We start from the raw sequence: 12,214 nt of genomic DNA, 5'->3' as shown, positions 1-12,214 counted from the left end.
GGGATGCGACATGGCCCGCATTGACCTCGTCGATCTCGCGCACTCCTACGGCGGCAATGATGCGCCGCAGGACAGTTTTGCGCTGAAGCCCGTCACCATGACTTGGCGGCAGGGCGGCGCCTATGCGCTGCTCGGGCCGTCCGGCTGCGGCAAGACCACGCTGCTCAACGTCATCTCCGGCATCATCACCCCGTCGCGGGGGAAAATCCTGTTCGACGGCGAGGACATCACACCGCTGTCAACCCAGAAGCGCAACATCGCCCAGGTGTTCCAGTTTCCGGTGATCTACGACACCATGACGGTGGGGCAAAATTTGGCGTTCCCTCTGAAGAACCGCGGCGTGCCGAAGGCCGAGATCGACAAGCGCGTCGCCGAGATCGGCCGCCTGCTCGACCTCGAACCCTATCTGAACCGCAAGGCGACGCGGCTCACGGCCGATGCCAAGCAGAAGATATCGCTCGGCCGCGGCCTCGTCCGCTCCGACGTTGCCGCCGTGCTGTTCGACGAGCCGCTCACCGTGATCGACCCCGAGCTGAAATGGCAGCTCCGCTCCAAGCTGAAGGCGCTGCATCGCGAGCTCGACCTGACGATGATCTACGTCACCCACGACCAGACCGAGGCGCTGACCTTCGCCGACACCGTGGTGGTCATGCATGACGGCCGCGTGGTGCAGAGCGGCACGCCGGCCGAGCTGTTCGACAAGCCGGCGCACACCTTCGTCGGCTATTTCATCGGCTCGCCCGGCATGAACATCCTGCCGGCCGAGGTGAGGGGCCGTGAGGCCAGGATCGGCGGTCATGTGATCGCGCTCAACCGCAGCTACGACAAGCTGCCCGATGGCGCGAAGATCGAGATCGGCGTCCGTCCGGAATTCGTTGAGGCCGTCGCGCCGGCGCCCGGCCTGCTCAGTGCGAAGATCGAGCGCGTCGACGACCTCGGCCGCATCCGCTTCGCGCGTGCGCGGCTCGGTGACGCAAAACTCGCGGCCCGCGCACCGGCCGGCTTCACCAGCCCGGACGGCACGGCCGGCCTGAAATTCGATCCGTCGCACGTCCACGTCTATGCCGACAGCCTTCTGGTGGAGGGAGCCGCCTGATGGACAAGACCGTCAACCAAAAAGCCTGGTTCCTGGTGCTGCCGGTGTTCCTGGTCGTCGCCTTCTCGGCAGTGCTGCCGCTGATGACGGTGGTGAACTATTCGATGCAGGACACCTTCGGCAACAACCAGTTCTTCTGGAACGGTGTCGGCTGGTTCAAGGAGTTGCTCGATCCTTCGACCGACCTCGGCGGCCGCTTCCTGGCTTCGCTCGGCCGCAATCTGTTCTTCTCCCTGGTGATCCTCGCGATCGAGGTGCCGCTCGGCATCGTCGTCGCGCTGTCGATGCCGCGCCAGGGCTGGACGGTTGCAGCCTGCCTCGTCATCCTCGCGCTGCCATTGCTGATCCCGTGGAACGTGGTCGGCACGATCTGGCAGATCTTCGGCCGGCCCGACATCGGCCTGCTCGGTTATGTCCTCAATGCCATCGGCATCGATTACAATTACGTCTCCAACGACATCGACGCCTGGGTCACCGTCATCGTGATGGACGTCTGGCACTGGACCAGCCTGGTCGCGCTGCTCTGCTATGCCGGCCTGAAGTCGATTCCGGAAGCGTATTACCAGGCGGCGCAGATCGACGGCGCCTCGCGCTGGGCGGTGTTCAAGGCGATCCAGCTGCCGAAGATGAACCGCGTGCTGCTGATCGCGGTGCTGCTGCGCTTCATGGACAGTTTCATGATCTACACCGAGCCGTTCGTCGTGACGGGCGGCGGGCCCGGCAACTCGACGACCTTCGTGTCGATCGAGCTGGTCAAGATCGCGCTCGGCCAGTTCGACCTCGGCAAGGCCGCCGCGCTGTCGCTGGTCTACAACCTCATCATCCTGATCGTCTGCTGGATCTTCTACACCGTCATGACCAATGCCGGCGCCGACCGGAAATCGCATGAAGGAGCCGTGTGATGCATTCGATCCCCGGCCGTCGTCTCATCATGGCGCTGTTTTTGATCTTCCTGCTGCTGCCGATCTACTGGCTCGTCAACATGAGCTTCAAGACCAACGCCGAGATCGTCTCGACGATGACGCTGTGGCCGCACGCCCCGACGCTCCAGCATTACAAGCGCATCTTCACCGACGAGAGCTGGTATTCCGGCTATATCAACTCGCTGGAATATGTCGTCCTCAACACCATCATCTCGATCTCGGTGGCGCTGCCGGCGGCCTACGCGTTCTCGCGCTACCGCTTCCTCGGCGACAAGCATCTGTTCTTCTGGCTGCTGTCGAACCGCATGGCGCCGGCCGCGGTTTATGCACTGCCGTTCTTCAACCTCTATTCGGCGATCGGGCTGTTCGATACGCCCTGGGCGGTCGCGCTCGCGCACTGCATCTTCAATGTCCCGCTGGCGGTGTGGATCCTGGAAGGCTTCGTCTCCGGCGTGCCGCGCGAGATCGACGAGACCGCTTTCCTCGACGGCTATTCCTTCCCGCGCTTCTTCATCAAGATCCTGGTGCCGTTGATTGCGAGCGGCATCGGCGTCGCCGCCTTCTTCTGCTTCATGTTCTCCTGGGTCGAGCTGCTGCTCGCGCGCACGCTGACCTCGGTCTCGGCCAAGCCGATCGCGGCGATCATGACGCGCACGGTGTCGGCCGCGGGCATGGACTGGGGCCTGCTGGCTGCGGCCGGCGTGCTGACGATCATCCCGGGCGCACTCGTGATCTGGTTCGTCCGCAATTACATCGCGAGCGGTTTCGCGCTCGGTCGGGTCTAGGAGATGCGCATGATCCCGAAAAGTGGAAACCGGTTTTCGGACCAGATCATGCGCAAGGAGTAAGAGCATGGAAGCTATTGCATGGATGGCCTGGACGCCGCCGACGGCAATCTTCTTTGTTGCGCTCGCCTGCACGCTCGCCGTGATGACTTGGCTTGGGGTGGCCTATCCCGAAGCCGAGCGCGTCGGCGTGCTGCGCATCCCCACCACGCGCGGCGACCGCCTGTTCATCTCCCTCATCACGGCAGCGGTCATCCACTTGCTGTGGATCGCCTTCGCCGGCACCGACGCCCTCGCCACGCTGCCGATCGGCGAGGACGGACTTGAAATTTCGCGCCTTTGGATCGCATCAGGAATTTCGCTGGCCACGGCCGTACTCATTTTCCGCACGGTCTAGCCCGCGAAGGAACGGCCAGATCCGGGACCAACCCGGGCCTGTAAAAAGTTTGTCGCTGCAACGGAGGAATAACATGCGGCAGTTTAGGAGAAGGGAACGTCCATTGACCAAGAATAGCTTTCTGACGATGTCCAGCGTCGCCGCCATCGTCGCGGTGTCGCTGGCCGTCTCGGCGCCGGTGCGCGCCGCCGACGACGCCGCGATCCAGAAGTGGATCGCGGAATTCCAACCCTCGACGCTGTCGAAGGAAGACCAGAAGAAGGAGCTGGAGTGGTTCGCCAAGGCCGCCGAGCCCTTCAAGGGCATGGAGATCAACGTGGTCTCCGAAACCATCACGACCCACGAATACGAGTCGCAGACGCTGGCCAAGGCGTTCTCCGAGCTCACCGGCATCAAGCTCAAGCACGACATCATCCAGGAAGGTGACGTCGTCGAGAAGCTGCAGACCCAGATGCAGTCCGGCAAGAACGTGTACGACGGCTGGATCAACGATTCCGACCTGATCGGCACGCATTTCCGCTACGGCCAGACCATCGCGCTGTCGGACTACATGACCGGCGAGGGCAAGGACGTCACCGACCCCATGCTCGACGTCAACGACTTCATCGGCAAGTCATTCGGCACGGCGCCGGACGGCAAGCTCTATCAGCTGCCCGACCAGCAGTTCGCGAACCTGTACTGGTTCCGCTACGACTGGTTCACCAACGCCGACTACAAGGCCAAGTTCAAGGCCAAGTATGGCTACGAGCTCGGCGTGCCCGTGAACTGGTCGGCCTATGAAGACATCGCCGAGTTCTTCACCAACGACATCAAGGAGATCAACGGCGTCAAGGTCTACGGCCACATGGACTATGGCAAGAAGGACCCGTCGCTCGGCTGGCGTTTCACCGACGCCTGGCTGTCGATGGCCGGTAACGGCGACAAGGGCATCCCGAACGGTCTGCCGGTCGACGAATGGGGCATCCGCATGGAAGGCTGCCGTCCGGTCGGCTCCTCGGTCGAGCGTGGTGGCGACACCAACGGTCCGGCCGCGGTCTACTCGATCACCAAGTACCTCGAGTGGATGAAGAAGTATGCTCCGCCGCAGGCGCAGGGCATGACCTTCTCCGAGTCGGGTCCGGTGCCGGCGCAGGGCAACATCGCCCAGCAGATGTTCTGGTACACCGCTTTCACCGCCGACATGGTGAAGCCGGGCATTGCCGTGATGAACGCGGACGGTACGCCGAAGTGGCGTATGGCTCCGTCGCCGCACGGTTCGTACTGGAAGGAAGGCATGAAGCTCGGCTACCAGGACGCCGGCTCCGTGACGCTTCTGAAGTCGACCCCGGCGGATCGCCGCAAGGCGGCCTGGCTCTACCTCCAGTTCATCGTCTCCAAGACGGTTTCGCTGAAGAAGAGCCATGTCGGTCTCACGTTCATCCGTGAATCCGACATCTGGGACAAGTCGTTCACGGAGCGTGCGCCGAAGCTCGGCGGCCTGATCGAGTTCTACCGCTCGCCCGCGCGCGTGCAGTGGACCCCGACCGGCAACAACGTGCCCGACTATCCGAAGCTGGCGCAGCTGTGGTGGCAGAACATCGGCGATGCGTCGTCCGGTGCGAAGACGCCGCAAGCCGCGATGGACTCGCTCGCCGCTGCTCAGGACTCCGTGATGGAGCGTCTGGAGAAGTCCGGCGTGCAGGGCGCCTGCGGTCCGAAGCTGCACAAGAAGGAGACGGCCGAGTACTGGTTCGCCAAGGCCCAGAAGGACGGCACGATTGCTCCCCAGCGCAAGCTCGCCAACGAGAAGCCGAAGGGCGAGACGGTCGACTACGACACCCTGATCAAGTCGTGGCCGGCCCAGCCCCCGAAGCGCGCTTCGCTGCAGTAAGGCACATCAACATAACGACGAAAGGCCGGGAGCAATCCCGGCCTTTTTTCTTTTTATTGTCGTGGATTTTGCTTCCACCGTCATTGCGAGCGAAGCGAAGCAATCCAGAGTCTTTCCACGGACGTAGTCTGGATTGCTCGTCGCTTCGCTCCTCGCAATGACGGAGGATGGAGCGACGACGACGCCTTACTCCGCCGGTTCGGCCGCCAGCGCGGGGTAGTCCGTGTATCCCTTCGCGCCGCCGCCGTAGAAGGTATTCTTGTCCCAATCGTTCAGCGTCGCGCCCGTCTTCAGCCGCTCGACGAGATCGGGGTTGGAGATGAAAGGCTTGCCGAAGGCGATGAGATCGGCCGCGTTGGCGTCCAGCACCTTGGTGGCGAGATCGAAATCATAGCCGTTGTTGGCGATATAGGCGCCGGGGAAGCGCTTGCGCAGGCCCGCATAGTCGAACGGGGCGATGTCGCGCGGACCGCCGGTGGCGCCTTCGACGACGTGGAGATAGACGAGCTTCAGCGCGGCGAGACCGTCGACGATATGGTCGTAGAGGGCTTGCGGGTTCGATTCCGAGATATCGTTGGCCGGTGTCACCGGGGAGATGCGGATGCCGGTGCGCTCGGCGCCGGCCTCGGCGACGACGGCCCTGGAGACTTCCAGCATCAGCCGCGCGCGGTTCTCGATCGAGCCGCCATAGGCGTCGGTACGCTTGTTGGTGCCGTCCTTGGCGAACTGCTCGAGCAGATAGCCGTTGGCGCCGTGGATCTCGACGCCGTCGAAGCCGGCCTCGAACGCGTTCTTCGTGGCGCGCTTGAAATCGTCGATGATGCCTGGAATTTCGGAGAGTTCGAGCGCACGGGGCTCGGAGACGTCGGCGAAGCCGCCGTTGACGAAAGTCTTGCCCTTGGCGCGGATTGCGCTCGGCGCCACCGGGGCTGCGCCATTGGCCTGAAGGTCGACATGCGAGATGCGGCCGACATGCCAGAGCTGGATGAAGATCTTGCCGCCGCGCTGGTGCACCTGATCGGTGACCTTGCGCCAGCCGGCAACCTGCTCCTTGGAGTAGATGCCGGGCGTGTCCTGGTAGCCCTGGCCCTGCTGCGAGACCTGGCTCGCTTCGGTGATCAGAAGGCCCGCGGAAGCGCGCTGGCCGTAATAGTCCGCCGCAAGCGGGCTCGGTACGAACGTGCCGGGCGCGGCGCGGTTGCGCGTCAGCGGCGCCATCACCAAGCGGTTGGCCAGTGTGATCGGGCCGAGCTTGTAGGTCTCAAACAATTTGGTCGAACGGCTCATGAGAATGCTTCCAGGCGGTGAGAGATCCGGAACACTTGTGCATCGCGGCAATCAGCGCAAGGGAGGAGCCATACGGAAACTGCAGGCGAGATGCGCAGCGGAGCCGCGCAGCATAAAGCATGTGCAATTTCAGCCGCGGCAGCAGATTCGATCTCCCGCCGCGGCCGCCTGAATAATCGGGTACTAGTTCGCGCCGAGGAAATCGCGCTTGCCGACCTCGACGCCGGCGTGGCGCAGAAGGCCGTGGGCGGTCGCGGCGTGGAAATAGAAGTTCGGCAGCGAGAACGCGCTCAGGAATTGCTGGCCCTTCATGGTGATGGACTTGTCGGGGCCGGCCGGGAAGGTGACGTCCTTGGTGTCGGCGCCCTCGAACTGCTCGGGCTTGAACGATTTCACGTAGTCGATGGTCTTGGCGAGCCGCTGCTTCAGTTCCGCAAAGTTGGTCTCGGTGTCTGCTGTGGAGGGCACTTCGCTATGGGTCAGCCGGGCGCAACCTTTGGCTGCGAAATCGCTGACCAGCTGGATCTGCTTCGACAGCGGCAGCATGTCCGGAAACAAGCGGGAGCCGAGCAGGACGGCGGGATCGACCTTCTTGGCCGCACAATGCGCCTCGGCTTTCGTGAGCAGGCCGGTCAGGCTGTTCAGCATTTGCAAATAGGCGGGAACGACGGCGTCGTGGAAGGACATGTGATGCTCGCTCTTGTGGTGGGAAATCTCAGGAGAAACCTGAGCCACTCACATGGGAACCTCATGGAAAAATACAATTGCAAAAGGGGCTTGTGCAGTGCGAAAATTCTACCGAGCGGGCTTGTGGTGCTGTCAGCGCCATACCTCGCTGTCATCGTCCGGCTTGACCGGACGATCCAGTACTCCGGGGCAGCTGTGATTGAATGGAGAGGCCGCGGCGTACTGGATGCCCCGCTTTCGCGGGGCATGACTGCGATTCTAGTGCTTAGCTGATCGTCGCCGCAGGCTGCGCCTGCGCCGTGCCACCGCGCATCCGGGCCAAAAGCTCCGCGGTCGGCCAGGAATCGGCCGGCAGACCGTATTTGATCTGCATCGCCTTCACTGCGGCGCGGCTCTGCTGGCCCAGCACACCGTCCACCTTGCCGACATTGAAGCCGGCCTGGACCAGAAGCTGCTGCAATTGCTTGAGCTCGTTGAACGGCAGCTGCGCGACCGGTGTGGACGGCTTTCGCATCGGAGCCGCGCCCGCGATGCGGGTGGCGAGATAACCTGCGGTGGTCGAATAGATCAGCGAGTTATTCCACTCGGTGTATGCCGCGAAATTCGGGTACGCCATGAAGGCCGGCCCGTTCCGACCCATCGGCAGCAGCACCGACGCGGCAAGATTGTCGGTCGGCAGCGGCCTCCCGTCGGGATAGGTCACCCCGAGCTGCGCCCATTTCGAGCGCGGCAGCTGCACCGTGAGGTCGGTCTGATCCCAGGGCAGGTTTTGCGGCACCTTGATCTCTTCCAGCCACGGCTCACCGCGCCGCCACTTCAATCCGTTGGCGATGTAGTTCGCGGTCGAGCCGATCACGTCGTCCTCGCTGCGGAGGAGATCGCGACGTCCGTCGCCGTCGTAGTCGACGGCATAGTTGACGTAATGCACGGGCAGGAACTGGGTCTGTCCGAGCTCGCCAGCCCAGGAGCCGACCATCTCGTCGGGATGCAAATCGCCGCGGTCGATGATCTTCAGCGCGGCAATGGTCTCGTTCACGAACATCTCCGAGCGGCGGCAATCATAGGCCAGCGACACCAGCGACTTCAGCGTCGGCAAATTGCCCATGTTGACGCCGAAATCGCTCTCCAGTCCCCAGAACGCTGCGATCACCGCCGGCGGCACGCCGTATTCTTTCTCCGCGCGCGCGAACGCGGCCGCATGTTGCTTGATGTGCTGCTGGCCGTTCTGCATGCGATAGGGCGCCGCCATGCGGCCGGCAAATTCGGTGAAGAGCTGGCCGAACACGCGCTGGCCGCGGTCGCGATTGACGATGCCCTGGTCGTAGACGAGGTAAGGCGAGGCCGCCGCGATCGTCCGCTGCGACACGCCGGCGGCGACGGCCTGCTGTTTCACGTCGGCCAGGAAGCGATCGAAGTTCGCCCCATTGTGGCACGACGCCGCGCGCGGCGAGGGCGCGGTGGCCCTGGGAGCCGCGGGCTTTGCGGGTGGCGGAGCGAGCTGGGCAGAGGCGGGAAGGGCGAGCGTGAGCAGGGCGGCGGCCGCGATCGCAAATCGGGTCTGGAGCATGAGGTTTCCGCAAGGGGAGGAGACGCTTGGATTCTTAGCCAAGCTTAATGGAACGATTGACTTCAAACCAGTGCCGCGGCTCCGCGACGCACCCGGAAACCTTGCGGGCGGGCCGGGATCATCCCTACCTCATGCTTGCCGGCCCGCAATCCCTCCAGCGGCCACGGCCGGCCTCGGGAGACGGCCATGAACTATCTTCGTACCGCATTGCTGCTCGCATGCCTCACCGCTCTGTTCATGGGTGTTGGCTATCTGATCGGCGGTGCTAGCGGCGCCATGATTGCGCTCGTCGTTGCCGCGGCGACCAATCTCTTCACCTACTGGAACTCCGACCGGATGGTGCTGTCCATGTATGGCGCCCATGAGGTCGACCGCGGCAGCGCGCCGGAGCTGGTCGGGCTCGTGGCCGAGCTTGCGGGCCGCGCCCGCTTGCCGATGCCGCGCGTGTTCCTGATGGACGAGCCGCAGCCCAACGCCTTTGCCACCGGGCGCAATCCGGAGAATGCCGCGGTCGCGGTCACCACCGGGTTGATGCGCCAGCTCAGCCGCGAGGAGCTCGCCGGCGTGATCGCGCACGAGCTTGCCCATATCAAGCACCACGACACGCTGCTGATGACCGTGACCGCGACCATTGCGGGTGCGATCTCGATGCTGGCGCAGTTCGGCATGTTCTTCGGAGGCAACCGCGACAACAATGGTCCGGGCATCGTCGGTTCGATCCTGATGATGATCCTCGCCCCGATCGGCGCCATGCTGGTGCAGATGGCGATCAGTCGCACGCGCGAATACGCCGCGGACAATCTCGGCGCACGCATCGCCGGTCAGCCGATGTGGCTGGCATCGGCGCTGGTGAAGATCGAAGGCGCTGCGCATCAGGTCCCGAACGTCGAGGCGGAGCGAAATCCCGCCACCGCGCACATGTTCATCATCAACCCGCTGTCGGGCCACGGCGTCGACAATTTGTTCGCCACCCATCCCTCGACGCAGAATCGCGTCGCGGCGCTTCAGCAGCTCGCAGCCGAGCTTGGCGCGCAGGCGTCGCCGTCGGTCGGCGCCAATGAGAACTATCCGCCGCGGAGCCCGTGGGGTCGCTCGTCCTCGCGCGGGCCTTGGGGCTGACGCAGCAGCGGCTCTAATTTGCGCGCTTTGTGACCTGTCGCACACAGGACGGTCCCGGCCGGTGTTAACACCCTGCCGTGACAGTTCCTGCGAAAGGGGATGCGTGGCCGGCTCTCCGCCTGCCACCGTCGAAGATGACCAAAGCTGCAGTACCATTATTGATCGTCGTGGGCGTGCTGATTGGCCTCTCCACGCACACCGTCGTCAATTGCGGAGACGAGGACGAGCCCGACATCTGTTCGGCGGTGATCGGCTTCTCGCCGCTGCGCGGCTCGCTGATCGCTTTCGCCTATGAGGGGCGCGGACGGATCGCGCTGCGCCACGGCGACTGGCGGCGGGCGATCGCGGATTTCGACGAGGCCATCCACCTCAATCCCAACCGCGCCTCGCTCTATCGCGATCGGGCACTGGCGCGCCGGCAGAATGGCGATCTCGAACTTGCCATCGAGGATTACGACGAGGCGATCGCGCATGATCCCAGGCACGCCGCGCCCTATCACCAGCGCGGTCTCGCGCTCGCGGCCGCCGGCGATCTCGATCGCGCGATTCTGAGCTACAACACCGCGGTCCGCCTCGACCCCTCGGATGCGCAGCCTCGGCTCGACCGCGGCCTCGCCTTCCTCGCCCGCGGCCAGGCAAATGAGGCGCGCGCCGATTTCGAGGCCGCGCTGGCGCTGCCGGCCGGCAAGGATGCCCGTACCCGCGATGCAGCGCGCGCAAAACTCGCCGAACTGGCGAGCGCCGAGCCGACCCGGCTCGCCGCGCCAGGGCGGTAGAGATATCTAGAGCTGCGTGCGCCGCTGCAACCCTCTCCCCTTGTGGGAGAGGGTGGCTCGCCGCGAAGCGGCGAGACGGGTGAGGGGTATCTCTCCGCGCGTGAGCCTGCTGCAGTTGAATTCGCGGAAACAACCCCTCATCCGGCGCTTCGCGCCACCTTCTCCCACAAGGGGAGAAGGAAGAAAGTGCGCGCCTACTTCTTGGCTTTGGCCTTCTTCGTCTTCTTCACCGGCTTCTCCTTGGCGGGCTTCTTCTCCACCTTCACCGCGACCGGTGTGCTGGCGGCAATCCGCATCGACCGCGCGTAGCTGTCGGCGACGTTGTCGGCGGACATCTGCAGGCGCTTGGCGGCGGCGATGGCCTGCTCCATGGTGGCCTTGGCCATCATCTTGAAGCGGTCGCCGGTCTCCTTGCTCTTGGCCTTGGCCGCAAGGCCGTTGAATCGATCCCGCCGCTCCTTGGCGCGGGACATCAGGCCCGTATGCAGCTGTCTGGCCAGTTGCCGGATCACGACATCCAGGTCGGCGTCCGCCATGTTGTTCTATCCTCTTCGAAAACAATATCGATGCGGGCGGACTATGCAGATCGGGCCCGGCCTTGGCAATTCCCGGCCGCGCGTCATCCGCAGCTTCCGGTGACCAAAACAAAAAAGCCGCGCTACGCGCGCGGCTCTCTGGCTTGGTTTGGCGTTTTTTGCCTTACTTCAGCGAGGCGACCGGGCCGCTTGTCGCTGCCGGATCGGGGTCGAAGCCGAACACGCCCACCAGATATTTGTAATAGTCCGGCAGCTTCTCCTTGAGCGCCTCGCGCGACTTCGGGTCGTGGAATTCGCTCTTCCCGGCCAGGAAAATGCTGGCGGTCACGGCAAAGAATTCCATGTGATTCTTCAGCGCGTAGGATTCCTTGGGCAGGAGATCCTTGGACTTGGCGTAGGCGTAATAGCCGATCACGCCCTTGTTGGCGTAGCCGTCCGGCAACAGCCGCGCGTGGTAGGCGTGCAGGAGCTCGTGCAGCAGCACGGCTTCCTTTTCGTACCGCATCATGTCCGGCCGCAGCATGATCACGCCGAGGCCGGAATCGACCGCGAGGTCGACGGCGTTCGGATTGCTCCAGCGCTGCTTGTTGGGGTCCCAGACCGTCAGCGTGCGGGGAGCGGTGCGCTGGATGTCAGGCGTGACCCGGCCGTAGCATGCGGTCGCGGCGCCCTCGTCGAGGCAGGCGAGCTCGCTGGCGATGATCGGGACGGTGCGGAAGAAGCGCAGCACGCGCGGTGAGAGGCCGGCAGCCTCGACCACGTCGATCTGGCTCTTCACATTGTCGGTGAGCTTGTCGACATCCTTGCGGTCGGAATTCTCCGACAGGTCAAACATGTAGCCGCGGTAGCTCTGGAAGCCCGGCGGTAACGCCTGCGCTGCGCCGGCGGACGCATCCAGCGGTCCGGCATGGGACGGATTGGCAAAGAGCGCGCCGACAATGGTCGCGGTCAGCAGCAACGCAATGCGCATGATGAACCCCCTGATGTCACTTCACGCGGCAGGATAAGCCGCCGTTGTTTGCGAAAAGTGAGTGGGGCGAGACTAAGGCAGCGATGTTGAGGCGTGCTTAATCGATCGTTGCGGATCGCGGAACTGAATTAGCGCCGGGTTAACCAAGCGTGGATTGCCCGCGCGCTTCGGCGTAGCATGCGGTCCGGGCACCAAGCCCTC

The 12,214-nt window shown here is 63.9% G+C and carries 12 protein-coding genes; 7 read left to right on the top strand and 5 right to left on the bottom strand.

The genetic code is table 11. From position 1 onward, the window contains the following. Positions 1 to 10: 10 nt before the first annotated feature. The 5 genes from IVA75_RS39715 (at position 11) to IVA75_RS39695 (ending at position 5,071) form a co-directional block, all read left to right on the top strand. On the top strand, positions 11 to 1,096 hold the full coding sequence (locus IVA75_RS39715) for an ABC transporter ATP-binding protein (RefSeq protein ID WP_027568538.1): 1,086 nt from the start codon (positions 11 to 13) through the stop codon (positions 1,094 to 1,096). Further along, positions 1,096 to 1,998: a sugar ABC transporter permease gene (locus IVA75_RS39710; protein ID WP_007595151.1), complete on the top strand. Its 903-nt coding sequence runs from the start codon at positions 1,096 to 1,098 to the stop codon at positions 1,996 to 1,998. Before IVA75_RS39715 ends, IVA75_RS39710 begins: the two co-directional genes overlap by 1 nt. Next, a complete protein-coding gene (locus IVA75_RS39705; RefSeq protein ID WP_018454979.1) occupies positions 1,998 to 2,804 on the top strand; it encodes a carbohydrate ABC transporter permease in 807 nt (268 codons plus the stop codon). The genes IVA75_RS39710 and IVA75_RS39705 overlap by 1 nt, the downstream gene beginning before the upstream one ends. 67 nt (positions 2,805 to 2,871) lie before the next feature. Continuing rightward, positions 2,872 to 3,201: a DUF2160 domain-containing protein gene (locus IVA75_RS39700; protein WP_027568539.1), complete on the top strand. Its 330-nt coding sequence runs from the start codon at positions 2,872 to 2,874 to the stop codon at positions 3,199 to 3,201. 127 nt (positions 3,202 to 3,328) lie between these two features. After that, on the top strand, positions 3,329 to 5,071 hold the full coding sequence (locus tag IVA75_RS39695; protein ID WP_035962951.1) for an ABC transporter substrate-binding protein: 1,743 nt from the start codon (positions 3,329 to 3,331) through the stop codon (positions 5,069 to 5,071). Positions 5,072 to 5,257: 186 nt separating this feature from the next. On the opposite strand, the gene IVA75_RS39690 is transcribed toward IVA75_RS39695, so the two are convergent. The 3 genes from IVA75_RS39690 to IVA75_RS39680 form a co-directional block, all read right to left on the bottom strand. Then, positions 5,258 to 6,358, bottom strand: a complete 1,101-nt coding sequence (locus IVA75_RS39690; protein ID WP_247291325.1) for an alkene reductase — start codon at positions 6,356 to 6,358, stop codon at positions 5,258 to 5,260. A 183-nt stretch (positions 6,359 to 6,541) separates the two neighbouring features. Next, entirely contained in the window at positions 6,542 to 7,045 is a 504-nt protein-coding gene (locus tag IVA75_RS39685) for a DUF1993 domain-containing protein (protein WP_247291322.1), read from the bottom strand. A gap of 265 nt (positions 7,046 to 7,310) precedes the next feature. Then, a complete protein-coding gene (locus IVA75_RS39680) occupies positions 7,311 to 8,612 on the bottom strand; it encodes a lytic murein transglycosylase (protein ID WP_247291320.1) in 1,302 nt (433 codons plus the stop codon). 186 nt (positions 8,613 to 8,798) lie between these two features. Here IVA75_RS39680 and htpX point away from each other — a divergent pair, with 186 nt between their 5' ends. Together htpX and IVA75_RS39670 are read left to right on the top strand one after the other, a co-directional pair. Next, positions 8,799 to 9,731 carry a zinc metalloprotease HtpX gene (gene htpX / locus IVA75_RS39675; RefSeq protein WP_247291319.1) on the top strand — a complete coding sequence of 311 codons (933 nt, stop codon included), beginning with the start codon at positions 8,799 to 8,801 and terminating at the stop codon, positions 9,729 to 9,731. A gap of 134 nt (positions 9,732 to 9,865) precedes the next feature. Continuing rightward, positions 9,866 to 10,507: a tetratricopeptide repeat protein gene (locus IVA75_RS39670; RefSeq protein WP_026232851.1), complete on the top strand. Its 642-nt coding sequence runs from the start codon at positions 9,866 to 9,868 to the stop codon at positions 10,505 to 10,507. A 194-nt stretch (positions 10,508 to 10,701) separates the two neighbouring features. Here the strand turns inward: IVA75_RS39670 and IVA75_RS39665 are convergent, their stop codons facing one another. Both IVA75_RS39665 and IVA75_RS39660 read right to left on the bottom strand, forming a co-directional pair. After that, entirely contained in the window at positions 10,702 to 11,043 is a 342-nt protein-coding gene (locus IVA75_RS39665) for a hypothetical protein (RefSeq protein WP_247291317.1), read from the bottom strand. Between the two features lie 163 nt (positions 11,044 to 11,206). Continuing rightward, positions 11,207 to 12,013: a hypothetical protein gene (locus IVA75_RS39660; protein ID WP_247291315.1), complete on the bottom strand. Its 807-nt coding sequence runs from the start codon at positions 12,011 to 12,013 to the stop codon at positions 11,207 to 11,209. Positions 12,014 to 12,214 lie beyond the last annotated feature (201 nt).

The organism is Bradyrhizobium sp. 134 (genome assembly GCF_023074155.1).
GTDB lineage: Bacteria > Pseudomonadota > Alphaproteobacteria > Rhizobiales > Xanthobacteraceae > Bradyrhizobium.
The sequence above is the reverse complement of the archived record's forward strand: the minus strand, read 5'-3'. Positions and strand labels throughout refer to the sequence as shown.